Origin of the sequence: Streptosporangium sp. NPDC050284 (assembly GCF_044459525.1) — a bacterium.
Classification (GTDB): Bacteria; Actinomycetota; Actinomycetes; order Streptosporangiales; family Streptosporangiaceae; genus Streptosporangium.
The window spans coordinates 77,558-100,469 of record NZ_JBITIZ010000016.1; the positions used below are offsets into that span (position 1 = coordinate 77,558).

General features: G+C 70.0%; 21 protein-coding genes and 1 riboswitch. Of the genes, 16 read left to right on the forward strand and 5 right to left on the reverse strand.

Annotated features, from left to right (window positions below):
- Positions 1 to 37: 37 nt before the first annotated feature.
- The 3 genes from ACIBH4_RS31345 to ACIBH4_RS31355 all read left to right on the forward strand — a co-directional run bounded on the left by ACIBH4_RS31345 (position 38) and on the right by ACIBH4_RS31355 (position 4,562).
- The gene (locus ACIBH4_RS31345) at positions 38 to 850 is read left to right on the forward strand and encodes a hypothetical protein (RefSeq protein WP_362764698.1); all 813 of its coding nucleotides are present in this window, start codon (positions 38 to 40) and stop codon (positions 848 to 850) included.
- A gap of 353 nt (positions 851 to 1,203) precedes the next feature.
- On the forward strand, positions 1,204 to 3,117 hold the full coding sequence (locus tag ACIBH4_RS31350; protein WP_362764695.1) for a sigma-70 family RNA polymerase sigma factor: 1,914 nt from the start codon (positions 1,204 to 1,206) through the stop codon (positions 3,115 to 3,117).
- Between the two features lie 155 nt (positions 3,118 to 3,272).
- Positions 3,273 to 4,562, forward strand: a complete 1,290-nt coding sequence (locus tag ACIBH4_RS31355) for a C40 family peptidase (RefSeq protein ID WP_362510257.1) — start codon at positions 3,273 to 3,275, stop codon at positions 4,560 to 4,562.
- A gap of 173 nt (positions 4,563 to 4,735) precedes the next feature.
- Here ACIBH4_RS31355 and ACIBH4_RS31360 read toward each other — a convergent pair whose 3' ends face one another.
- Complete coding sequence (locus ACIBH4_RS31360) at positions 4,736 to 5,233, reverse strand: inorganic diphosphatase (protein WP_350941556.1); 498 nt, start codon at positions 5,231 to 5,233, stop codon at positions 4,736 to 4,738.
- A 122-nt stretch (positions 5,234 to 5,355) separates the two neighbouring features.
- On the opposite strand from ACIBH4_RS31360, the gene dacB reads away from it, so the two are divergent.
- The 11 genes from dacB to ACIBH4_RS31415 all read left to right on the forward strand — a co-directional run bounded on the left by dacB (position 5,356) and on the right by ACIBH4_RS31415 (position 15,456).
- On the forward strand, positions 5,356 to 6,723 hold the full coding sequence (gene dacB / locus ACIBH4_RS31365) for a D-alanyl-D-alanine carboxypeptidase/D-alanyl-D-alanine-endopeptidase (protein WP_362764692.1): 1,368 nt from the start codon (positions 5,356 to 5,358) through the stop codon (positions 6,721 to 6,723).
- 51 nt (positions 6,724 to 6,774) lie between these two features.
- Positions 6,775 to 7,866: a zinc-dependent metalloprotease gene (locus ACIBH4_RS31370; protein WP_362510857.1), complete on the forward strand. Its 1,092-nt coding sequence runs from the start codon at positions 6,775 to 6,777 to the stop codon at positions 7,864 to 7,866.
- Positions 7,867 to 7,890: 24 nt separating this feature from the next.
- A complete protein-coding gene (gene tilS, locus ACIBH4_RS31375) occupies positions 7,891 to 8,904 on the forward strand; it encodes a tRNA lysidine(34) synthetase TilS (protein WP_362510263.1) in 1,014 nt (337 codons plus the stop codon).
- A 12-nt stretch (positions 8,905 to 8,916) separates the two neighbouring features.
- The gene (hpt, locus tag ACIBH4_RS31380; RefSeq protein WP_362510266.1) at positions 8,917 to 9,474 is read left to right on the forward strand and encodes a hypoxanthine phosphoribosyltransferase; all 558 of its coding nucleotides are present in this window, start codon (positions 8,917 to 8,919) and stop codon (positions 9,472 to 9,474) included.
- Positions 9,475 to 9,755: 281 nt separating this feature from the next.
- The gene (gene ftsH, locus ACIBH4_RS31385; RefSeq protein ID WP_362510269.1) at positions 9,756 to 11,762 is read left to right on the forward strand and encodes an ATP-dependent zinc metalloprotease FtsH; all 2,007 of its coding nucleotides are present in this window, start codon (positions 9,756 to 9,758) and stop codon (positions 11,760 to 11,762) included.
- A gap of 2 nt (positions 11,763 to 11,764) precedes the next feature.
- Positions 11,765 to 12,349, forward strand: coding sequence for a GTP cyclohydrolase I FolE (gene folE / locus ACIBH4_RS31390; RefSeq protein WP_362510272.1), 585 nt, complete (start codon positions 11,765 to 11,767; stop codon positions 12,347 to 12,349).
- A gap of 312 nt (positions 12,350 to 12,661) precedes the next feature.
- The gene (gene folP / locus ACIBH4_RS31395; RefSeq protein ID WP_362510275.1) at positions 12,662 to 13,513 is read left to right on the forward strand and encodes a dihydropteroate synthase; all 852 of its coding nucleotides are present in this window, start codon (positions 12,662 to 12,664) and stop codon (positions 13,511 to 13,513) included.
- Positions 13,510 to 13,950: a nuclear transport factor 2 family protein gene (locus ACIBH4_RS31400; protein WP_362510278.1), complete on the forward strand. Its 441-nt coding sequence runs from the start codon at positions 13,510 to 13,512 to the stop codon at positions 13,948 to 13,950. Before folP ends, ACIBH4_RS31400 begins: the two co-directional genes overlap by 4 nt.
- Positions 13,951 to 14,120: 170 nt before the next feature.
- Positions 14,121 to 14,510: a dihydroneopterin aldolase gene (gene folB / locus ACIBH4_RS31405; protein WP_362510860.1), complete on the forward strand. Its 390-nt coding sequence runs from the start codon at positions 14,121 to 14,123 to the stop codon at positions 14,508 to 14,510.
- On the forward strand, positions 14,507 to 15,004 hold the full coding sequence (gene folK / locus ACIBH4_RS31410) for a 2-amino-4-hydroxy-6-hydroxymethyldihydropteridine diphosphokinase (protein WP_362510281.1): 498 nt from the start codon (positions 14,507 to 14,509) through the stop codon (positions 15,002 to 15,004). The genes folB and folK overlap by 4 nt, the downstream gene beginning before the upstream one ends.
- On the forward strand, positions 15,001 to 15,456 hold the full coding sequence (locus ACIBH4_RS31415) for a DUF3180 domain-containing protein (RefSeq protein ID WP_362510284.1): 456 nt from the start codon (positions 15,001 to 15,003) through the stop codon (positions 15,454 to 15,456). Before folK ends, ACIBH4_RS31415 begins: the two co-directional genes overlap by 4 nt.
- 9 nt (positions 15,457 to 15,465) lie before the next feature.
- Here the strand turns inward: ACIBH4_RS31415 and ACIBH4_RS31420 are convergent, their stop codons facing one another.
- Genes ACIBH4_RS31420 through ACIBH4_RS31430 form a run of 3 tightly spaced genes read right to left on the reverse strand, consistent with a single transcriptional unit; the run spans position 15,466 to position 19,120 of the window.
- Positions 15,466 to 16,602, reverse strand: a complete 1,137-nt coding sequence (locus ACIBH4_RS31420) for an acyltransferase (protein ID WP_362510287.1) — start codon at positions 16,600 to 16,602, stop codon at positions 15,466 to 15,468.
- Positions 16,603 to 16,619: 17 nt separating this feature from the next.
- Complete coding sequence (locus ACIBH4_RS31425; RefSeq protein ID WP_362510290.1) at positions 16,620 to 17,804, reverse strand: NADH-quinone oxidoreductase subunit D; 1,185 nt, start codon at positions 17,802 to 17,804, stop codon at positions 16,620 to 16,622.
- A gap of 17 nt (positions 17,805 to 17,821) precedes the next feature.
- Entirely contained in the window at positions 17,822 to 19,120 is a 1,299-nt protein-coding gene (locus ACIBH4_RS31430; RefSeq protein ID WP_399173332.1) for an aminotransferase class V-fold PLP-dependent enzyme, read from the reverse strand.
- Positions 19,121 to 19,172: 52 nt separating this feature from the next.
- Positions 19,173 to 19,288: riboswitch (SAM riboswitch) on the reverse strand.
- Between the two features lie 242 nt (positions 19,289 to 19,530).
- Here ACIBH4_RS31430 and ACIBH4_RS31435 point away from each other — a divergent pair.
- Positions 19,531 to 20,487: a TerC family protein gene (locus ACIBH4_RS31435; protein ID WP_362764689.1), complete on the forward strand. Its 957-nt coding sequence runs from the start codon at positions 19,531 to 19,533 to the stop codon at positions 20,485 to 20,487.
- A 19-nt stretch (positions 20,488 to 20,506) separates the two neighbouring features.
- On the forward strand, positions 20,507 to 21,706 hold the full coding sequence (locus ACIBH4_RS31440) for a cytochrome P450 (protein ID WP_362510296.1): 1,200 nt from the start codon (positions 20,507 to 20,509) through the stop codon (positions 21,704 to 21,706).
- Positions 21,707 to 21,877: 171 nt separating this feature from the next.
- Here ACIBH4_RS31440 and ACIBH4_RS31445 read toward each other — a convergent pair whose 3' ends face one another.
- Positions 21,878 to 22,912 carry an SAM-dependent methyltransferase gene (locus ACIBH4_RS31445; RefSeq protein WP_362510299.1) on the reverse strand — a complete coding sequence of 345 codons (1,035 nt, stop codon included), beginning with the start codon at positions 22,910 to 22,912 and terminating at the stop codon, positions 21,878 to 21,880.

Consider the following 22,912-nt stretch of genomic DNA (forward strand, 5'->3'; position numbering starts at 1 on the left):
GGTGGGCGGGGGGCCGCAGGCCGGTTATCACGGCTAGGTGACGCACAGCACCCGAATCGTCGGCGCCCTCGCCCTCCTCCTCATCGGATGCGCCGGATGCACCGAAGACGAGGAGACGAAGCAGGCCGCCGCGCTCCAACCGCTCGCGGTCAGGGAGCAGGCTTCCTCCATCGTCAAGGGTGACGATGGGTATGTGGTGAATTGGGCAGGAGTGCTCGCCAACACCAACCCGTGGCACTTCGGCGAGCACGTCGTGGCCACCGTGGTGGCCAAGAACTCCCAGGGCAAGGAGGTCATCCGGCTCGAACAACCGCTGGACGCCGTACCCCCCGCGGGGACGCTCCCCTTCACCGGCCAGGCGGTGGCCCAGGACAAACCGGCCACCGTGAGCATCACGTACCGTCCGGCGCACTGGCACCAGGCGGGCCGGATCGTCTCGGCGTTCCAGCCCTTCCCGATCCGCGAGGTGCTGACCGACCGCACCGCCGACGGCGACTACCTCGTCACCGGCTACGTCGGCACCCCGTACGTGATACCGGCCCGCAGCCTGGCCGTCACCGCGCTCCTGCGCGACAAGCGGGGCAAGCTGCTCGGCGGCGGGAGCACGTTCGTGGACAACGTCCAGGCGGGGCAGAAGCGCCGGTTCATCATGCAGATCAAGAGCGTCCAGAACACCCGCGACATCGCCTCCGCCGAGGTGAGCGCGCGCACCTGGGGATCGAGCAGCCGTCCCTTCGAGCAGCTCGCACTCGGCGGTTCCCTGCCTCTGAACACGGTCAAGCCGAAGATGCCCCCGTTCGCCAAGGACCGGGGCAGGCAGGCGCCCCTCGCGGGTGCCGGCCGTCCGTGAGTGATCGCCGAACGCTCTGACCGGCCCGTGGCCGTTCGTCGGTGATCGCCGAGGGCTCGTCATCGTTCGACCGTCATCGTTCGACCGTGGTCGTTCGTCCGTGATCGTCGGATGTTCCGGCCGTCCGCCCGTGGTCGTCCGTCCCTGACCGCGGGGCCGGACGCCCGCGGTCGGGCGACCTTCCCCAGTGCTCCGATATGCACGAACAATTCGGGTCATATAGCAATTCTTTGGTATTTATGATTGTCATTCACGTCGAATTCTTACTTGATTCGATGACATTTTAAAGACAATCGAAGTTGCCGTCCGTGAAGTGCTGCATCCACGGTTACTCGGCGCTTACCTTCGATTACATGACTGACGGTGCCCTGGTCGCAGCGCTGTGTGCGAGGAGTCCCGGAGCCCTCGCCGATCTCTACGACTCATACGCGGAAAGCGTCTACCGATACTGCCGTTCAATGCTCGCCACCTCCGGCGCCGCCGAGTCGGCACTCCTCGACACCCTCGTCGCCGCCGAGGCCCACATTCACGCGCTCACCGACGCCCGTCGGCTGGAGGCGTGGCTGTACGCACTCGCTCGGGGGGAGTGCGTACGGCGTGATCTCGACGAGGGGCACGGCTCGCAGGACCCCGCCCCGGTGGTCGCCGCCGGAGACGACGCGGACCTGCGGGTGATGGCCTGGAACGCCACCCGGAGCCTGTCGCCCGACGACCGGGAGATCCTCGACCTGAGCTGCCGCCACGGCTTCGGCCCCATCGACCTCGCCGCGGTCCTGGGTGTCACCCCCAAGGTCGCGGGCGCGCTGTACGAGTCGGCGAGGGAGCGCCTGCGCGACGTCGTCACCGCGGAGGTCCTCGTCCGCAAGGGGCCCTACGACTGCGCGAGCCGGGCCCGCATGCTGACCGGTTTCGGCGGCGAGCTCACGCCGGAGGCGCGCGAGCGGGTCATCCGTCACGTGAACCGCTGCGACACCTGCGCCCCACACCGGGTCAGGCAGGTCTCCGCGGCGAAGGTCTACGACCTGCTCCCCCTCGTCGCGTTGCCGCCCACGCTGCGCGCGTGGGTGATGAGTCACTTCACCGACCCCGAGCGGGTCCCCTACCGGCGCGACGTCGCCGATCGGGCCGGCCCTCTCGACGGTGCCGGGTTCCCCGTCGACAGGGTTCGCGGGAGCCGTCGCAGGCCCTACGTGCTCGCCGGCGCGGCTGCGGTCGCCGCGATGACGGCGCTGGCCCTGGTCCTGGTCCAGACGGGGATCGGGCCGCAGGGCACGGGGTCCGGTGTCGCCTCGGACGCGTTCCCGGCGGTGCTGGAGCCTTCGGACTCCTGGAGACCAGGAGAATCCCGGCGAGAAGGCGCGCCCGTGACGTCGGAACCCGTCGGGGAGGGGGCGGCCGTCGAGCGGATCGGATCGCTCGGGGTGACGGAGCCGGTCAGTGCCACCGGACCCGAGCTGCGGAGCGACCGGCGGCCGGGAGCACCGGACCCGATCGGCCACCGGGGGGAGAGCGGGTCTCGGCAACCGGGTGACGAACCTCCGGGCGAAGGGCCACCCGGTCCGGTCGGTGACGGGTCGTCCGGCGAAGGGGCATCCGATGACGGATCGCCGGATGATGGAGCGGTCGACCGTCCGGCCGCTCCTGCGGAGAACCCGGCCCTGCCCTCTCCACCCCTGTCGCCGGTGCCGCCGGGGTCCCCCGGGATCGGCACGCCGGACAGGCACCACCCGTCCCGTGATCACCACGGACACTCCCCCCGCCGCTGCCGAACTCCTCATCGGCCGGCGAACCCGGCGAACCCGGCGCCCCCGTGGACGGCCCCAGGCTCTCCCCAGGAGGACTCGGCACCTCCGCGGGCGAATCCAAGGTCACCGGGCGACGTGACAGGCCCGAGGGGAGGGCGCAGGCCTCCGCGCGCGGCCCCGACACCTCGACGGACCGACCCGAGACCTCCGCGAGCCGAACCCGGACCTCCGCGAGCGGATCTCCGGCCGCCGTTCACCCATCCGCGACGTTCGCCTGCCAACCCAGACCGCCCGACGTCCGGCCAGGGGCGGATCCCTGACGATTCCCGGCCCGCGTCCACCGGTCCTGGGCGGTCCTTGGAGGGTCCGGAACGGATCTCGACCAGCGCGGATCGCGAGCGGACAGACGTTCGGCGGGAAAACCGTCGCGCATTCGTCGTACAAGGCGCCGGGCGTGAAGATTCGGGGGCCGGGACCCCTGACGGTGGGGATAGTGTGGCGGGCGATGACTACGGTGAGTGAGCGACATGTGTGTGAAGAGTGACGAACGGGAATGCTGAGGTAGGCCGCCTGGCATGCGGTGACGCGTCGCGTCGCGCCGCGTCGCGCGGACAAGACCGCGACACGTGGCCAGACCGCGCAGAGGCGGTGACAAGGGGGACTCCGGGGGGAGACGCATGCATTCAGTCAGACGGCGCCGTCATGCCGCCGCGGTGGCGGGCCTCGCCTGTTGCCTGATCGCCGGGCCGGGGCTCCCCGCCGGCGCTGTTCCCGGCCGGCCGGGACCGGCCGACGACGCCGTACGGGGCGGCGTACCGGCTCCGTCGGCGGGTGAGGTCGCCGAAGCGCGGGCCGTCGCCCGCGAGCGAGGTGAGAGGCTCGGCGCGACCACGGTTCAGGTCGCCGAGGCGCAGGCCAGGCTGGAGGAGCTGGTCGCCGAGGCGGAGCGCCTCGTCGAGTCGTACAACGGGGAGCTGGTCAAGACGGCTCGCGCCAAGGAGCTCGCGGAGCAGGCGGCGGAGCGGGCGAGGACGGCGGGCCTGGAGGTCGGGGAGGCCCGTGAGGCGGTGGCCGCGATCACCGCTCAGAGCTACGGCGGTCTGGACATCACCCAGCCCATGGTGGCGATGATGACCGACAGCGGCGGCCCCATGGACGACGGCTATCTGCGTCGGGCCAGCATCCTGGCCCACATGGGCGGGGGGCAGGCGGAGACGCTCAAGCAGCTGCGGGACGCCCAGGAGGTCTTCGCGATCCTCAAGGCGCAGGCGGACGACGCCTACACCGAGCGACAGGCGGCGCAGGCGAGGGCCGAGGAGGCGAAGCTCGCCGCCGAGGAGGCCGTCGCCGAGCAGGTCGAGGAGACCCGGCGGATCAAGGAGGAGCAGGCTCGGCTGGAGAGGCTGGCCGACGAGGCGCGCGACGCCGCCGACCTGCTCGCCAGGAGGCGCGAGGCGGCCCTGGAGCAGGCCAGAATCGCGAGGGAGAGCGCCGAGCGCGCTCGACAACAGGCCGCCGCGGTGCGCCGAGAGGCGGCGCGGATGGCGGTGGCCTCGGGAGAGCCCGCTTCGCGCTGGGCGCTCAATGTGACGGCCGGTTCCGCCAGGGGCGACATCGCCGCCGACTGGGCGCTCACCCAGCTCGACAAGCCGTACGTGTGGGCGGCCGCCGGGCCGTCCGCCTACGACTGCTCGGGGCTGACCATGCGGGCCTGGGAGCGGGTGGGGGTCGCCCTGGACCACTGGACCGGCACCCAGTGGACCGCGGGCCCGCACGTGCGGCTCAGTGAGCTCCAGCGGGGTGACCTGCTCTTCTACGGGCAGATCACGAGCGATCCCGGAGACATCCACCATGTGGGGATCTACGTCGGCCGAGGGCTGATGGTGCACGCCCCGCAGACGGGTGACGTGGTGAGGGTCGCGCCGATGTGGCGCAGCGATCTTGTCGGCGCGACCCGTCCCGCGTGACGACCGGCCAGAGGACGATCGGCTGAGAGGTGACCGTTCGGAGGGTGACCGGTCAGGGAGTGACTGTTCAGGGGGGCGAACCGTCGGGGAGTGTGAGTCGGTCAGAGGATGATCGGTCAGAGGGCGAACGGTTGGGGAGCGGGCTGAGGACCGGGTAATAATCCGGTCAAGGATCAGTGCTTTCCGTGGGTGTCGTCCTTGGCGCGCTTGATGGAGCGGACGATCTCCTCTTCCGCCTCCACCCTGCCGACCCAGTTGGCGCCCTCGACCGACTTGCCGGGCTCCAGGTCCTTGTAGACCTCGAAGAAGTGCTGGATCTCCAGGCGGTCGAACTCGGGAACGTGGTGGATGTCGCGAATGTGTTCCATCCGGGGGTCGGTGGCGGGGACGCACAGAACCTTGTCGTCGCCGCCCTTCTCGTCGGTCATACGGAACATGCCGACCGCCCGGCACTTGATCAGGCAGCCGGGAAAGGTCGGCTCCTGGAGAAGCACCAGGGCGTCGAGAGGATCACCGTCCTCGCCGAGGGTGTCTTCGATGAAGCCGTAGTCGGCGGGATACTGCGTGGAGGTGAAGAGCATGCGGTCGAGCCTGATGCGGCCTGACTCGTGGTCCACCTCGTACTTGTTCCGTTGCCCCTTGGGAATCTCAACGAGAACGTCGAACTCCACCGCGTTTCCTCCACTCAACCCCCCGGGCACCCCCGGTTGGGCGTTAATGTCTCGTAGGCGTTTTATGCCTTTTGGATACGGATGATGAGAGGACGGCGACGGTAATGCGGCGTGAGCGGTGGGTGGCCTTGGTCACTCTCGTCCTGCTGCAGGTTTTCGTCGTCGCGGCCGGGGCGCACCTGCTCGCCAGTGGTGTGCTGGTCGCGGGTGAGCCTGAGACGGTCGTCGTGTCGGCCGAGCCGCCTCCCGTCCCGGTCATCACCGCGGGTCCGGTGCTGGCTGCGGGGGGGAGCGGCCCTCTCCCCGCCAAGGGTACTTTGGCGGGGCGGCTGACCGAGGCGCTGGGTGACCCCGCGCTGGGACGAAGTGTCGGGGCCGCGGTTCTCGACGCGGAGACGGGCGCCCTGCTCTTCGACAGCGGGGCCGCCACGGGCATCACCCCCGCCTCCACCACCAAGGTCGTCACCGCGGTCGCGTCGATGGCCTCGCTGGGACCCGACGCCAGGCTGAGCACCCGCGTGGTGCGGGGATCCTCGCCGGGCTCGATCATCCTCGTCGGGGGCGGTGACCCCACCCTGGCGAGTCCCAAAACGGCGGCGAGCCCGGTCTACCCCCGGCCCGCCTCGCTCGCCGTCCTCGCCGCACGCACCGCCAGGGCGCTCAAGGAGGCCGGGGTGTCCAAGGTGACGGTCGCCTACGACGACTTCCTCTACACCGGGCCGCGCACCGCCGCCACGTGGAAGCCCGGCTACGTGCCCGAGGGGAGCGTCGCCCCCGTCACGGCGCTCATGGTCGACGAGGGCCGGGTCTCGCGGGGAAGCGACCAGCGGGTCTCCGACCCCTCCCGCACGGCGCACGGCGCGTTCGTGTCGCTGCTGTCGAAGTACGGGATCACGGTCTCCAAGTCCGCCAGACGGTCCAAGGCCCCGGCGGGCGCACAGGAGATCGCGAGGGTCGACTCCGCGCCGGTCTACGCCCTGGTCGAGCGGGCACTCACGCTCAGCGACAACGACCTGTCGGAGGCGCTGGCCAGGCATGTGGCGATCAAGGAGGGGGAGCCGGCCTCCTTCGAGGGCGGCGCCGCGGCCGTCGGCAAGGTGCTGACCAGGCTCGGCGCGGCGAAGGGTGTGCTGGTGTTCGACGGCAGCGGGCTGTCGCCGAAGAACCGCATCGCCCCCGAGGCGCTCGCCCGCCTGGTCGCGGCGGCGGCCTCCCCGGCCAACCCCGGCCTGCACCCGATCATCAGCGGTATGCCGATCGCCGGCTTCAGCGGCACCCTCGGGCACAGGTTCGACAAGCTCCACTCCGCCTACGGGCTGATCCGCGCCAAGACGGGCACCCTCGACGGGGTCAACACGCTGGCGGGCATGACCACCACGCGGGGCGGACGCATGGTGACCTTCGCCTTCATGGCGGACAAGGTCCCGCCCGGCTGGGGCAAGGCGGAGGCGGCCCTCGACAGGCTCGCCGCCGCGGTCGCCGCCGGTTGATCACAGGTTCCGGGTGCGCGACTCGGGGGGAGAGCACGTACGGTGGACGGTATGCAGGTGATCGACTGGGATCTTGCCGTAGCGACCGGAACGCGCCTGGTGCGCCCCGGGCCGCAAGTGAGCCGAGAGGAGGCCCGGCAGGCCGTCGCCGACTTACGGCGGCTCTCGCGCGAGGCCGAGGGGCATGTCCGCGAGTTCACCCGAATCGACACCGAGACCGCGCCGCAGACCGCGACCGTCGTCGACAGACCGGGTTGGATCAAGGCCAACATCGACGGGTTCCGGGTGGTGCTCGAGCCGCTCACCGAACGGATGGCGGCGAGGGGCAGCCAGGCGCCGGCGATCGTGGGCGCCGTGGGTTCACGCATCACCGGGGTCGAGGTGGGCGCGGTGCTGGCCTTCCTCGCCTCCCGCGTCCTGGGGCAGTACGAGCTGTTCCTGCCGCCCGACCCGACAGGCCAGGCGCCCACGGGGCGCCTCACGCTGGTCGCGCCCAACATCGTCCACGCCGAGCAGGAACTCAACGTCAACCCGCGTGACTTCCGCCTCTGGGTCTGCCTGCACGAGGAGACCCACCGGGTGCAGTTCACCGGTGTCCCCTGGCTGCGCGAGTACGTCAGGTCGCAGACGACCGACTTCCTGCTCGCCTCCGACATCGACCTGCCCGCGCTGCTTGAGCGGCTGCGCTCGGCCGCCGGCACGTTCACGGACGTCGTCAGGGGCGGTGAGGGCAACCTGATCGACGCGATCCAGACGCCCGAGCAGAAGGTGATCCTCGACCGGCTCACCGCGGTGATGACCCTGGTCGAGGGGCACGGCGACTACGTGATGGACGCGGTCGGCCCGTCGGTGGTCCCCTCGGTCGCCGACATCCGCGCCAAGTTCCACCACCGTCGCGAGGGCGGGTCCCGTCTCGACCGCACGGTCCGAAGGCTGCTCGGCCTCGACCTCAAGATGAAGCAGTACGCCGAGGGCTCCGCCTTCGTCCGCACGGTCGTGGGACAGGTGGGCATCGACGGCTTCAACAAGGTCTGGTCCTCGCCGGAGACGCTCCCCACCCAGGATGAGATCTCCAATCCCACGCGCTGGATCGCCAGGGTGAACGGCACTCCGGCCATCCCCGCCGGGGGTGCCGTCGGCTGACCGGCAGGGCGGACAATGGCGGGCATGGGTCCGCATCCCGCCGTCGCCGACGTCCGACGTGCCGTACGGCTCGCACTGGGCGACCTGGAGCCCGGTGCTCTCGTGCTGGCCGCGTGCAGCGGCGGCGCCGACTCCCTCGCCCTGGCCGCCGCGCTGGGCTTCACCGCGCCCCGCGCCGGGCTTCGCGCCGGTCTGCTCAGCGTCGACCACGGCCTGCAGGAGGGCTCGGGCGAGCGTGCGGGCGACGTCGTGCGGCTCGCGCCAGGGCTGGGAATCGATCTCGCCGAGGCGCTGCCCGTCTCCGTCGGCACCTCCGGAGGTCCGGAGGCCGCGGCGAGGCAGGCGAGGTACGCGGCTCTGTCCGAGGCGGCGGAACGCCTCGGAGCGGCGGCCGTGCTGCTCGGGCACACCAGGGACGACCAGGCGGAGACCGTGCTGCTCGGGCTGGCCAGGGGGAGCGGCACCAGGTCGCTGGCCGGGATGCCCGCGCGGACCGGGATCTATCGGCGGCCGCTGCTGGAACTCGGCCGCGCGACCACCGTCGCGGCCTGCGCGGCGCTCGGCCTGTCCCCGTGGGGCGACCCGCACAACCTCGACCCGCGCTACACCCGGGTCCGGGTCCGCGAGCGGTTGCTGCCCGCCCTGGAGGACGAGCTCGGCCCCGGTGTCGCCGAGGCGCTCGCCAGGACCGCGTCCCTGTGCCGCGACGACGCCGACGCGCTCGACGCGTGGGCCGGGGAGGTCTACGCCCGCGTCGCCGTGAGGGATTGCGCTCTTAGCGATATCGCGACGGTGACGGTGGCCGTACGGGACCTGGAGGATCTTCCCGTCGCGGTGAGGCGGAGGGTGTTGCGCAGGTCGGCGATCGACGCGGGAGCGCCACCGGGCACACTCGCGGCCTCGCACGTCCTCCAGGTCGACCGTCTGGTCACCGCGTGGCGAGGACAGCGGTGCGTAGAGATGCCCGGGGGGGTGAGGGTGGTTCGCCGGTATGACACCCTGATACTCGCCAGACAGCCAGCCAGCCCCGTTTCGTAAGGAAAATCCCAGGTGGACGCAGCTGACATGGGCCGGGACCTCTCGAAGGTCCTCATTCCCGAGGAAGAGCTCCAAGCCAAGATCAAGGAGCTCGCGAGCCGGATAGACGAGGACTACGCGGGACAGGACCTGCTGATCGTGGGCGTGCTCAAGGGCGCGGTCATGGTGATGGCGGACCTGGCCAGGGCCCTGCGCCTGCCCGTGCAGATGGACTGGATGGCCGTCTCGTCCTACGGGGCGGGCACCAGGTCGTCGGGTGTCGTGCGGGTGCTCAAGGACCTCGACACCGACATCGCGGGACGCCACGTGCTGGTCGTCGAGGACATCATCGACTCCGGTCTCACCCTGTCGTGGCTGGTCCACAACCTGAAGTCGCGCAACCCCGCCTCGGTGGAGATCTGCGCCGCGCTGCGCAAGCCCGACGCGATCAAGGTGCCGATCGACGTGAAGTACATCGGTTTCGACATTCCCAACGAGTTCGTGATCGGTTACGGCCTCGACTACGCCGAGCGTTATCGCAACCTTCCCTTCATCGGAACTCTCGCCCCTCACGTATACGGAGCGGGCTGAAAAGTACGCCCTGCGCGAAGTGTGTCATTCACAAACGGGGACATTGCCCATAGCGGCGGGGAACACGGACCTACCTGACGTACGTTGGTAGGGCAAAGCCGGTCTGTCCGCGCGGTGACCCCGCGCGCCATGCCGGTGTACCTTCGGACAACCGAAGAGGTGGCCTCCCGCCGTCTCTGGGTAGTCAGTTGGAGCGGTTAGGGATACCGCGAGCCCCGGGTTCGCCCGGGGTTGCCAGGCTCTGGTCAGGAAGGGACGGGCCCGCCGGGGTTCCGCATCGGATGGATCTCAAGCGATTTACACGTGGGCCACTGCTGTGGATCCTGGGCATCGTCGTTCTGCTCCTTCTCGTCACCACGATGTGGGGCGGTGAGGGCGACTTCGAGAGGCGAGACACCTCACAGATCGTCAGCTGGATCGACGAGGGCAAGGTCTCCAACGCCAAGATCATCGACAAGGACCAGCGCATCGAGGTCACTCTGACCGACAAGAAGCGCTACTACTCCATGTGGGTGACCGGCCAGGGCATCCAGCTCGCCGACAAGCTGCAGACGGCGGAGGCGGCCAACAAGCTGCCCGGCGGATACAACGTCGAGGTGCCCAGGGAGAACTTCCTTCTCGGGCTCCTGGTGAGCTTCCTGCCGATCGTCATCATCGTGCTGATCTTCCTGTTCATCATGAACCAGATGCAGGGCGGCGGCTCCCGGGTGATGAACTTCGGCAAGTCGAAGGCGAAACTCATCACCAAGGACACCCCCAAGACCACCTTCGCCGACGTCGCGGGTGCCGACGAGGCGATCGAGGAGCTCCAGGAGATCAAGGAGTTCCTGCAGGCCCCGGCGAAGTTCCAGGCGATCGGCGCCAAGATCCCCAAGGGCGTCCTGCTCTACGGCCCGCCCGGGACCGGTAAGACCCTGCTCGCCAGGGCCGTCGCCGGTGAGGCCGGGGTGCCGTTCTACTCCATCTCCGGTTCCGACTTCGTCGAGATGTTCGTCGGCGTCGGCGCCTCCCGGGTCCGCGACCTGTTCGAGCAGGCGAAGGCGAACGCTCCGGCGATCATCTTCATCGACGAGATCGACGCGGTGGGCCGCCACCGCGGTGCCGGTCTCGGCGGTGGCCACGACGAGCGCGAGCAGACGCTGAACCAGCTCCTCGTCGAGATGGACGGCTTCGACGTCAAGGGCGGCGTGATCCTGATCGCCGCGACGAACCGGCCCGACATCCTCGACCCGGCGCTGCTGCGCCCCGGTCGTTTCGACCGCCAGGTCACCGTCGACCGCCCCGACCTGGAGGGCCGCAAGGGCATCCTCAAGGTGCACGGCCGCGGCAAGCCCTTCGCCGAGGGCGTCGACCTCGACATCATCGCCCGCAGGACGCCCGGTTTCACCGGTGCCGACCTGGCCAACGTGATCAACGAGGCCGCGCTGCTCACCGCGCGGGCCGACCAGAAGCTGATCACGATGGAGCTGCTCGAGGAGTCCATCGACCGGGTGATGGCCGGTCCCGAGCGCAAGTCGCGCCTCATGTCGGACCAGGAAAAGAAGATCATCGCGTACCACGAGGGCGGACACGCCCTGGTCGCGCACGCGCTGCCCAACTCCGACCCGGTCCACAAGATCACGATCCTGTCCCGCGGACGCGCCCTCGGCTACACGATGACGCTGCCGATGGAGGACAAGTTCCTCGCGACCCGCTCGGAGATGCTGGACCAGCTCGCGATGCTCCTCGGTGGCCGTACGGCAGAAGAGCTCGTCTTCCACGAGCCCACCACCGGCGCCTCCAACGACATCGAGAAGGCCACCTCCATCGCCCGCCGCATGGTCACCGAGTACGGCATGAGCGAGCAGCTCGGCGCCCGCAAGTTCGGCAGCGGCAACGGTGAGGTCTTCCTCGGCCGCGAGATGGGCCACGAGCGCGACTACTCCGAGAAGATCGCCTCCACGATCGACGAGGAGGTCCGCCGCCTCATCGAGTCCGGCCACGACCAGGCCTGGGAGATCCTCGTCGAATACCGCGACGTGCTCGACAACCTGGTGCTTGAGCTGATGGAGAAGGAGACCCTCTCCCGCGACCAGGTCCTGCAGATCTTCGCCCCGGTCGTCGTCAGGGAGAAGAGGCCTTCCTACTCCGGCTACGGCAAGCGGCTGCCCTCCAACCGCCCGCCGATCCTCTCCCGCAAGGAGCAGTCGGGCAACGGCACGCTTCCCCCGGGCGAGCAGGCCGACGGCAACGGCGCCCTTCCTGCCGGGACGGGCCACCCCGACACCGCACCCAAGGACGTGAACTGAGCGTGGCGGGTGCCAGGCCGCTCCAGGTCGACACGGTCCGGCTGGAAAACGCTGTCCGTGAGATCCTCATCGCCATCGGTGAGGATCCCGACCGCGACGGGCTCCAGGCGACCCCCGCCAGGGTCGCCCGCGCCTACGCCGAGCAGTTCGCCGGGCTGGGGCAGACCCCGGAAGACGTCCTGACCACGGTCTTCGACGTCGACCACGACGAAATGGTGCTCGTCCGCGACATCGAGGTCTACTCGACCTGCGAGCACCACCTCGTGCCTTTCCATGGCGTCGCCCACGTCGGCTACATCCCCAACGAGAAGGGGCAGGTCACCGGCCTGTCCAAGCTCGCCCGCCTCGTCGACGTGTACGCCAGGCGTCCCCAGGTGCAGGAGAGGATGACCTCCCAGATCGCCGACGCGCTCATGAGCGTGCTGGAGCCGCGGGGGGTGATCGTGGTGATCGAATGTGAGCACCTCTGCATGACCATGCGGGGTGTGCGCAAGCCCGGTGCCAAGACGATCACCTCGGCCGTGCGCGGAAGCTTCCGCGACAGTGACAAGACCCGCGCCGAGGCGATGGCCCTCATCATCCGCTGATCGCCTTCGCACGTGCATTCGAGACACACCCCGTCAGGACCGCCGATCGGCGGCCCCGGCGGGGTTTCCGCGTTGTGGAGGGTTGTGGCCGGAAGCCCTGAATCTCCGCCACGGCCGATCGGTGCCTGGTACGTTGCTCGCGTCGGACGCCGCCGGGCGTACGCCGCCCGCGTCCGCAGGAGCTGGAGGAGAACGCATGCCGGCCAGACGTCCCCGAGGGCCGTCCGCCCTGTGACGGGTGTGCGGATTCGTTATGGCACAAGCCGGACCCACGAGACGGGCGTATGGTGCGCAACGCCTAGGCTGGTCGCCATGACGACGTGGAGTGTGCCCGGGCTGCCGGACGCGGGCCGGTGCCTCGTTATGGGCGTGGTCAACGTCACTCCCGACTCCTTCTCCGACGGCGGCAGGTGGTTCGACCCGGTGGTGGCCGTACGTCACGGCCTGGAGCTGGTCGAGCAGGGCGCCGACATCGTCGACGTGGGCGGCGAGTCCACCAGGCCCGGCGCCGCGCGGGTGCCCCTGGAGGAGGAACTGGCCAGGGTCGAGCCGGTCATCAGGGGGCTGAGCCGCGAGGGCGTCACCGTGAGCGTCGACACCATGCGGGCCGAGGTCGCTCAGATGGCCGTGGAGGCCGGGGCGAAACTGGTCAACGACGTGAGCGGAGGGCTCGCCGACCCGGCGATGCCGAGGGTCGTGGCCGCCTCGGGTGTGCCGTACGTGGTGATGCACTGGCGGGGGCACAGTCACGCCATGGACCGCAGGGCCGTGTACGGCGACGTGGTGACCGAGGTGCGCGAGGAGCTCGCCAAGCGGGTCGCCTCCGTGCTGGCCGAAGGCGTGGCCGAGGAGCAGATCGTGCTCGATCCGGGGCTGGGCTTCTCCAAGAACCCCGAACACAACTGGGCTCTGATCGCGGGCATCGACAGGCTCGGAGAGCTGGGATACCCGCTGATCATCGGAGCCTCGCGGAAACGCTTCCTGGGTCGCCTCCTGGCCGACCAGGACGGCGCGCCGCGCCCTTTCAGTCGTAGTGACGATGCCACGCTCGCCGTGACCGCGCTCGCCGCGCAGGCGGGGGCCTGGTGTGTACGCGTGCACGACGTCCGCCCGAACGCGGACGCCGTCCGTGTGGCTGCCGCAGTTCAGGGAGCGAGATCATGAGCGTCGACACCACCGCCGTCGAGACGGTCAACCAGGCGTTCTACACCGCCATCGAGGACGCCGACCTCGACAGGATGACCGAGATCTGGGCCGAGGACATCGAGGGTGAGCAGGTGAGCTGCGTCCACCCCGGCTGGCCGATCGTGAACGGCCGGCAGGAGGTGCTGCGCTCGTGGGCGCTCATCATGGCCAACACGCCCTACATCCAGTTCGTGCTGACCGACGTCCGGGTCATGGTCCTGGGCGACGTCGCCATCCTCACCTGCGAGGAGAACATCCTCACCGCCGGCGACGAGGGTGATGCCAGCTTCGCGGCGGGCAAGGTGGTCGCGAGCAACACCTTCGTGCGGACGTCGGCGGGGTGGCGGCTCTGGCTGCACCACGGCTCGCCCGTGCTGCAGGGGGACGACGAGGACGAGGAGGAGGAGGCCGCGTGATCGACGCCGAGACCCCCTCGTCTCCTGAGACGCCCCTGCGGATCGACGACGGCGTCAGCGACCTGATCGGGGATCCGGCCGACGAGCCGGTGGGCGGCCCGGCCGAGGGTTCGCTTCGAGATCCACTGGAAAGTCCGGCCCCCGGCGCGTACGGGAACGCGGCGCACGGCCTGCCGTCGGACGCGGCCGGCCGGGCGGTCGCCGACCGGATCAGCCTGAAGGGGCTGCGGGTGCGCGGCCGGCACGGTGTGCTGGCGGCGGAGCGGGAGCTCGGCCAGGAGTTCGTCGTCGACGTCACCCTCTTCCTCGACACGGCGCCGGCGGCGGCCGAGGACGATCTGACCAGGACCGTCCACTACGGCGAGCTCGCCGAGGACCTGGCGGAGGTCGTGCGGGGCGAGCCGGTCGACCTGATCGAGACCCTCGCCCAGCGCCTCGCCGACGTCTGTCTCGCCCGCGAGCTCGTCCAGGTGGCGGAGGTGAGCGTGCACAAACCCGCCGCGCCGATCCCGCTGCCGTTCGACGACGTGATCGTGACGATCACCCGGGGCCGGGCATGAGGGTGGTTCTGGCGCTCGGCAGCAACCTGGGCGACCGGTTCGAGACGCTGAGGGGCGCGCTCGACGCCCTCTTCGAGAAGCCGGAGCTCACGTTCGTCGCGGTGTCGCCGGTCTACGAGACCGACCCGGTCGGCGGTCCCGAGCAGGGCGCCTATCTCAACGCGGTGGTGATCGCCGAGAGCGCGCTGGAACCTCGGGCGCTCCTCGATCGTGCTCACAGTGTGGAGAACACCTTCGGCAGGGTCCGCGTGGAGCGCTGGGGAGCGCGCACGCTGGACATCGACCTGATCACCGTGGGGGACGTCGTGATGGACGATCCCGACCTCACCCTGCCGCACCCCAGAGCGCACGAGCGCGCGTTCGTGCTGGTCCCCTGGGTGCGGGCCGATCCCGAAGCGGTCCTGTCCGGGCGCCGGGTGGCCGACCTGCTCGCCGGTCTCGACCAGGGTTACGTACGGCCGCGTCCCGACCTGATCCTGCGGGGGCCCGCGTGAGGCCGACCCGCCCCGGCGTTCTCGTCGGGCTCCTCATCGTGTTCGCGATCCTCACCTGGGCGATGCTCAGACCGCTCTACTCGTCCCTGCCGACCGTGCCGTGGACGGCGATCCCGACGGTGCTGCTGCTCGCGATCGGCGAGTTCTACACCGGGTGGATGACGAAGGCCAGGATCGAGCGCAAGCCCGACACCGAGCCGGTCGAGCCCCTCGCCGTGGCCCGTCTGGCCGCCCTCGCCAAGGCCTCCGCGTTCGGTGGCGCGGTCTTCGGCGGGATCTTCGCCGGGTTCACCGTGTACACGGTGGAGATGTTGGAGCAGGAGGTCCCCCGCAGGGACTTCTTCATCACCGGCGGGTCGCTGCTGGCGTGCGTGCTGCTGGTCTGCGCGGCCCTGTACCTGGAGCACTGCTGCAGGGTTCCCAAGGACTCCACGGGTGACGAGCAGCGCTGAGACGCCGCGCTAGCGTCGCCTCGCCGTCCACTGGCGTCCGAAGAGCATGATGACCGGAAGCGTGCAGATCAGCGCTCCGGCGATGGCGAGAGGGCGCTCCAGCCACCAGAACAGGTCCAGCCGTACTCTCTCGCCGGGTCCGCTGCCCACCAGCCACCAGGTGAGCGCCACCCAGATCGCCATGCCGGTCGTGTGGAACAGGAACAGCGGAAGCGCGAACCGGTTCACCGTCTCGTTCACGCGCTGCCACCTGGGCCGTACGAGCAGGCGTTCCATGGACGGCCTCAGCACCTCCACCAGGCCGATCTGGAAGATCAGCAGGGCCACGATGACGAAGGTGGGCGGCGCCATGTTGGACAGCTTGTCGCCGGGAACGCCCACCATCGATCCGGGGTAGATGCCCGAGTAGACCAGGCCGAAGAGGGCGAACAGTCCGGTCCACAGGATGGCGACGTCGAAGCGGCGGGGAAGCGCCACCACCCGGTCGTAGAAGAATCCGGCCTGGTGGGCGAGCCCCCAGACAATGATCATGTTGAGCCAGCCCACGGCCTCGTACCCGTAGCGCAGCCGCAGCACGTCGACGACGAGCGCCGCCCCCGCCAGCCAGATCAGGGCGAGCACGTCGTAGCGCCGGTGCAGCCAGAGCGAGATCGGCAGCAGGGCGATCAGCACGAGGTAGACGCCGATGAACCAGAGCGGGCTGATGACGAGCAGGACCACGCGGCCCATCCACTCGATCCCGAACGCCCACGTCACGATCACGCCGAACACGATCCAGGTCCCGGCGAGCGCGAGCGCGGGGATCGCGAGGCTCCGGATGCGCCGCCACACGAAGGTGCCGATGCCGACCCCGCGCTCGCAGGCCCGGTTCCACGACAGGAGGTGGACGTATCCGCCCACGTAGAAGAAGAGCGGCAGCACCTGCAGCAGCCACGTGAGGATCCACAGCCCCGAGGTGAAGCCCAGCGGGCTCGTCGGCGAGGGGCCGTCGGGCCCCCACTGCAGGATCGTGAACGCCCAATGCCAGACGACCACGACGATCAGGCTGAGCGCGCGCAGCCAGTCGACGTACCGGTCCCGCCGTGACCCGTCCGTGGCGGGAGGCACCTCGGTCGCCATCTCCTGCTCTCCGCCGGATTCGATCATGCGGTTACGACCGTGCCTTACTTGTCGATGTCGCCGACGACGAAGAACATCGAGCCCAAAATGGCGACCATGTCCGAGACCAGGTGGCCGGGGAGCATCTCGCGCAGCACCTGGACGTTGTTGAAGGAGGCCGAGCGGAGCTTCATCCGCCACGGCGTCTTCTCCCCGCGCGAGACCAGGTAGTAGCCGTTGAGGCCCAGCGGGTTCTCCGTCCAGGCGTAGGTGTGGCCCTCGGGCACCTTCAACACCTTGGGCAGGCGCTGGTTGACCGGCCCCGGGGGCAGGTCGAGGAGCCGCTCCACGCAGACGTCGGCCAGGTCGAGGGAGACCTTCACCTGTTCGAGCAGCACCTCGAACCGGGCGTGGCAGTCTCCCGCCGACCGGGTGACGACCTTCACCGGCAACTCGCCGTAGGCGAGGTACGGCTCGTCCCTGCGCAGGTCGACGTCGACGCCGGAGGCGCGGGCGATCGGGCCGCTCACGCCGTACTGCATGATCGTCTCGCGGTCGAGGACGCCCACCCCGCGCGTGCGGGCGAGGAAGATCTCGTTGTCGGCGATCAGGTTCTCGATGTCGGGCAGTCGACGCCGCACATCGGCCACGGCCTGGGCGACCCGGCCCGTCCACCCCGCGGGGATCTCCTCCTTGAGGCCGCCGACCCGGTTGAACATGTAGTGCATGCGCCCGCCGGAGATCTCCTCCATCACGGCCTGGAGGGTCTCGCGCTCCCGGAACGCGTAGAAGACCGGGGTGATCGCGCCGAGCTCCAGCGGGTAGGAGCCGAGGAACATCAGGTGGCTGAGCACCCGGTTGAGCTCGGCCATCAGCGTGCGCGTCCAGACCGCCCTCGTCGGCACCTCCATGCCGAGCATCCGCTCCACCGCGAGCACGACGCCCAGCTCGTTGGCGAACGCCGACAGCCAGTCGTGCCGGTTCGCCAGCACGATGATCTGCCGGTAGTCGCGCACCTCGAAGAGCTTCTCGGCGCCCCGGTGCATGTAGCCCACGATCGGCTCGGCGGAGCCGATCCGTTCCCCGTCCAGCGTGAGCCGCAGCCTCAGCACACCGTGCGTGGACGGGTGCTGCGGCCCGATGTTGAGGATCATGTCCTCGGTGGCGAGCTCCTTGCCGTCCGCCCCCCGTACGGCTTCGGCTCCAGCCCCCATCCCCACGCTCAGCTCACGGCGCGCGCCTTCAGTCATAGGGCCATGCTGTCACGTCAGCCGCGCGAGGCAAGATCCCGCAGGGCGCCGATCAGTCGGTCGACGTGCTCGGAGGTGGTACCGATGCCGATGGAGGCGCGGACGGCGGAGGCGGTGACGTCGTCACAGCCGCCGTCCTTGGCGCCCAGCAGGTGCCGTACGAAGGGATGGGCGCAGAACTTGCCGTCGCGGACCCCGATGCCGTAGTCGCCGGACAGGGCCTCGGCGATCTCGCGGGCGGTGAAGCCGTCCACCACGAAGGAGACGATGCCGACGCGCGGGTGGTCCGGGCCCCACAGGGAGAGCTCGTGGACGCCGGGGACACCTGCGAGGCCCGCCCTCAGGCGCCGAAGGAGGTGCTCCTCCTCGCGGACCAGCGGGGTCCAGCCGGTGGCGGACAGCGCGTCGCAGGCCGCGGCGAGCGCGATGGCGCCCAGCACGTTCGGGGTTCCGGCCTCGTGCCGCGCCTCCGGGTCGTCGTGCCACTCGGTGTCGTCGTCGTTCACGGCCTTCGCCGCGCCGCCGCCCCGCAGGTACGGCTCGGCGTCGGCGAGCCAGTCGGAACGGCCGATCAGCGCGCCCGTGCCGAACGGCGCGTAGAGCTTGTGGCCGGAGAAGACCACGTAGTCCAGGTCGAGGGCCGTCAGGTTGAGGCGGCGGTGCGGGACGAGCTGCGCGGCGTCGACGAGGACGCGGGCACCGTGGCGGTGGGCGATGTGGGCGAGCGCGGCGATCGGCCACAGCTCCCCGGTGACGTTGGAGGCGGCGGTCACGACAAGCAGCTTGGGGCCGTCGATCGAGGCGAGGGTGTCGTCGACGGCGCGGACGGCCTCGCCGGGGAAGGCGGGGGCCGCGAGCCGCACGACCCGCTCCCAGGGCAGCAGCGAGGCGTGGTGCTCGGTGTCGAAGACCACGGCGGTGGTGCCCTCGGGCAGGCTGCGGGCCAGCAGGTTGGTCGCGTCCGTGGTGTTGCGGGTGAAGATCACCGAGTCGTCGGGGCGGGCGCCGACGAAGGCCCGCACCGTGTGCCTGGCCTGCTCGTAGCGGGCCGTGGTCAGCTGGGACGCGTACCCGGCGCCGCGGTGGACGCTGGAGTAGGCCGGGAGCGCGGCGGCGACGGCGGCGCTCACCGGCTCCAGACAGGGGGCGCTCGCGGCGTAGTCGAGGTTGGCGTAGCGGACGAGCCTGCCGCCCCTGACCGGGACCTCCAGGTCCGAGCCGAGCACGGCCGGGATCGGCCGGTCACCGGACGCGCGGGTCTCGGGGACGGCGGTGGTGGCCGAGGTGACGGGGGTGTGGATCGTGAGGGTGGACACGCCATGGCTCCTTCGAGGTCATCGGACCCCAACCCATGGCATAGGTGCCTGGAGCCCGCGCTTGCCCGGCACACCTCGTGCCGGACCAGGTCCTCACCCGGGGCACCCCGCCGCGGACGCGAGGGTTGCCGGCCAGCGAGCCGGGGCTTGTCACTGGCACTCATGACCTACGGAGGCACTATAACCGACGCCCCGCGGTGGCTCGCAAGTCCGAAAGGTGATCAACCCGGTATCCGGGGCAGGAGCGGGCGCCTGGGAGCGTCCGGCGAATTGACGGCGAAGTTGTGACGAAAGGAAGGAACTCGGGGCCTTTCCCGGTCGTCCTGGAGTCAGCCGAAGAAGGTTCAGCCGGCTGAATGATCGCGCGTTCGAGCGTTGGCCGAAGAAATCGGTCGAAGAAGGAGAAGGCCATGGATTGGGTGACCAACCCCGAGATATGGATAGGTTTTTTCACCCTTGTCGCCCTGGAGATCGTCCTGGGGATCGACAACATCATCTTCATCTCGATCCTGGTGGGCAAGCTCCCGCCCGCGCAGCGTGACAGGGCACGCAAGATCGGTATTTCCGTCGCCCTGCTCAGCCGTCTCCTCCTGTTGTTCGCGCTGTCGTGGGTGGTGAGGCTCACGACGCCGATGTTCGAGGTCTTCGGGCAGGGGATATCGGGGCGCGACCTGATCCTGATACTCGGAGGACTGTTCCTGCTGGGCAAGAGCGTCCACGAGATGCACGGCAGCCTGGAGGGGGACTCCCACCACTCCGAGGGCAAGGTGTCCGCGTCCTTCACCTCGGTGATCATCCAGATCATGATCCTCGACGTCGTCTTCTCGCTCGACTCGGTGATCACCGCGGTCGGCATGGTCGACGAGCTGGGCGTCATGATCGCGGCCGTCATCGTCTCGGTCATCGTGATGCTGATCGCCTCCGGGCCGATCAGCCGCTTCGTGGACCGGCACCCGAGCATCAAGATGCTCGCCCTGTCCTTCCTGGTGCTGATCGGCGTCGTGCTCATCGCCGAGGGGTTCGAGCAGCACATCCCCAAGGGCTACATCTACTTCGCGATGGCGTTCTCGCTGCTGGTGGAGCTGTTGAACATCCGGGTGCGCGGCAAGGCGGGCAGGCGTAAGCCGGTCGAGCTGCGTTCTCGCTACGGTGCCGAGGGCCAGGCGGGTCGTACGGACTCGGTGGACGGCACGGACAGCACGGACAGCACGGACCGGAAGGACCCGAGGGATTCGGCGGACCCTACACACCGGGCCGGTTCGGAGGCTCCGGTGGCTCAGGGGGTTCCGGCGAGCCAGACCGCTCCTACGGGCGGAGTGGACGAATCAACCGAAAAGGGAAATTTGGCCAAGCGAGCCGACTCCTGACCAGGATTACGATGATTACGTGCGCTTTGATCCCTGGAATCCGGAATTCGTCGCCCATCCCTATGACGTCTACGACGAGCTGAGGCGGGAGCGGCCGGTCGGCTTCTTCGAGCCGACCGGCCAGTGGCTGGTGGCGAGGCACGCCGACGTCAACGCGCTGCTGCGAGACCGCAGGCTCGGCCGGTCCTACCTGCACGTGGCCTCGCACCAGGAGTTCGGCAGGCCGGACGACCCCGAGTTCCAGGACCCGTTCTGGCGGGTGATCAGGGCAGGGATGCTCGACGTCGAGCCACCGGTGCACACCAGGCTCCGGCGGCTGGTCTCGAAGGCGTTCACCCCTCGCATGGTCCAGGCGCTCCGTCCCAAGATCGCCCGCATGGCCGAGGAACTCGTGGACGTCTTCGTCGAGCGCGGCGGAGGCGACCTGATCGCCGAGGTCGCCGAGCCGCTCCCGGTCACCGTGATCGCCGAGATGCTCGGCATCCCCGAGGCCGACCGGCACCTGCTGCGCCCCTGGTCGGCCGACATCTGCGGCATGTACGAGCTCCAGCCGTCGGTCGAGGCCCAGCACACCGCCGTACGGGCGGCCGAGGAGTTCTCCGCCTATCTCGTCGAGCTGGCCCGTGCCCGCAGGGCCGACCCCGGTGACGACCTGATCAGCGCGCTCGCCCTGGTGGCAGACGGGGGCGACAGACTCACCGAGGAGGAGCTGGTCGGCACCTGCGTGCTGCTGCTCAACGCCGGACACGAGGCCACCGTGAACGTCACCGGCAACGGCTGGTGGTCGCTCTTCCGTAACCAGGCGGAACTCGACCGGCTCCGCGCCGACCACACCCTGCTGCCCACGGCGATCGAGGAGCTGATGCGCTGGGACACCCCGCTGCAGATGTTCGAACGCTGGGTGCTCGAGGACATCTCGGTGGGCGGGGTCGACATCCCGCGCGGCTCCGAGGTGGCGCTGCTGTTCGGCTCGGCCAACCGCGACCCCGAGGTCTTCGCCGACCCTGCCCGCCTGGACGTGGGCCGGGCCGACAACCCGCACATCTCCTTCGGCGCCGGCATCCACTTCTGCCTCGGGGCACCGCTGGCCAGGGTGGAGCTGATCGAATCCTTCGGCGCCCTCCTGCGCAAGGCGCCGAAGATGGAACTCGTCACCGAACCCACCTGGGGTCCCGGCTACGTCATCCGGGGCCTCACCGCTCTCGATGTGCGGGTCTGAACCGGTCCGAGCACACGGCGGCCGATGACAACCCGGATCGCGGCGACCCGGACCGCACCGTATCCCGCGACACGACGGCCCGGCCCGGGGGAGCATCCCATCGGCATCGGCATCGGCATCGGCATCGGCATCGGCGAAGCGATCGGTCGTTCCGTCGAGGGCTCGCCGCTCTCAGCGGCGGCTCTGGGAGAGCCAGCCGAAGCCGCCGAGGCCGCCGGGGGCGATGAGCTCCGCCTCCTCAGAGGCCCTCGTGAGAGCTCGCAGGTAGCCGCGCGGGTCGCTTCCCGCCTGCTCGACCGGCGGGCGGCTCCCGGTGACGCCGAGGGCGCGCAACGCCTCACGCTGCGTGGTCAGCGCCGTCGTGACGGCTCCGGCGCTCTCACCGGAGGCCGCGCAGGCGTCGAGCGCCACGTGGGCGGTGATGTCGCACGAGCCGTCGGGCACGGGCGCGACCGTCGCCCCGTCGCGGTATCCGGCGAGCGTGCCGTACGGTGGCCGGTCGTCCAGCGTGTGGGAGTAGTCGATCGCGATCGCCCGGCCGCGCGCCAGCCGTACGATCACCGAGGCCCACGCCCTGTCGCGCGGCCTGCCGATCTCGGCCCGCTCGCCGGGGGCCCGCATCCGCCACCAGCGGGCCAGCCACGCGAGATCCGCCTCGGAAGGGCTGTCACCGAGCCGCTCCTCACCGTTCGTGATGTTGACCAGGACCAGCCGGGGTCCGTCGGCCGTCTGCTCCACGATGTCGACGGGAACGTTGTCGAGCCACTCGTTGGCGACCACCAGCCCGTGGATCCCGTCCGGCGCGGCCTTCGCCCAGACGATCTCCTCGGGCAGCGCCGAAGGCCGGGGCGCCAGATCGACCGCGGTGACCCGCAGCCTCGACCGGAGCGCGGGCGGCGCCGTGGCGAGCACACCGGCCGCCAGCCTGCCCTCACCGGCGCCGATGTCGACCAGGTCGAGCACCTCGGGGCCGCCCAGAGCCTCGTCGATCGCGGCCAGCTCGCGCAGCACGGCCTCGGCGAAGACGGGGGAGGCGCCGACCGAGGTCCGGAAATGGCTGGAGGGACGCTCCCGGAGATAGAAGCCGCTCTCGCCGTAGAGCGCGTGCTCCATCGCGGCACGCCAGGTGAGCCACACGCTCTCAGACGCTACCCGCCGGGGCGAGGGAACGAGATCGACGCGCGCCGACGCTTCGAGTGAGTGCAT

Excerpts from the sequence above, each read along its gene's own strand:
- ACIBH4_RS31425 (WP_362510290.1), bottom strand. The coding sequence starts at position 17,804 with ATGACTGAAGGCGCGCGCCGTGAGCTGAGCGTGGGGATGGGGGCTGGA.
- folP (WP_362510275.1), top strand. The coding sequence starts at position 12,662 with ATGACGACGTGGAGTGTGCCCGGGCTGCCGGACGCGGGCCGGTGCCTC.
- ACIBH4_RS31400 (WP_362510278.1), top strand. The coding sequence starts at position 13,510 with ATGAGCGTCGACACCACCGCCGTCGAGACGGTCAACCAGGCGTTCTAC.
- ACIBH4_RS31355 (WP_362510257.1), top strand. The coding sequence starts at position 3,273 with ATGCATTCAGTCAGACGGCGCCGTCATGCCGCCGCGGTGGCGGGCCTC.
- ACIBH4_RS31350 (WP_362764695.1), top strand. The coding sequence starts at position 1,204 with ATGACTGACGGTGCCCTGGTCGCAGCGCTGTGTGCGAGGAGTCCCGGA.
- ACIBH4_RS31445 (WP_362510299.1), bottom strand. The coding sequence starts at position 22,912 with ATGCACTCACTCGAAGCGTCGGCGCGCGTCGATCTCGTTCCCTCGCCC.
- ACIBH4_RS31420 (WP_362510287.1), bottom strand. The coding sequence starts at position 16,602 with ATGATCGAATCCGGCGGAGAGCAGGAGATGGCGACCGAGGTGCCTCCC.
- ACIBH4_RS31435 (WP_362764689.1), top strand. The coding sequence starts at position 19,531 with ATGGATTGGGTGACCAACCCCGAGATATGGATAGGTTTTTTCACCCTT.
- tilS (WP_362510263.1), top strand. The coding sequence starts at position 7,891 with ATGGGTCCGCATCCCGCCGTCGCCGACGTCCGACGTGCCGTACGGCTC.
- ACIBH4_RS31370 (WP_362510857.1), top strand. The coding sequence starts at position 6,775 with ATGCAGGTGATCGACTGGGATCTTGCCGTAGCGACCGGAACGCGCCTG.
- folK (WP_362510281.1), top strand. The coding sequence starts at position 14,507 with ATGAGGGTGGTTCTGGCGCTCGGCAGCAACCTGGGCGACCGGTTCGAG.
- ftsH (WP_362510269.1), top strand. The coding sequence starts at position 9,756 with ATGGATCTCAAGCGATTTACACGTGGGCCACTGCTGTGGATCCTGGGC.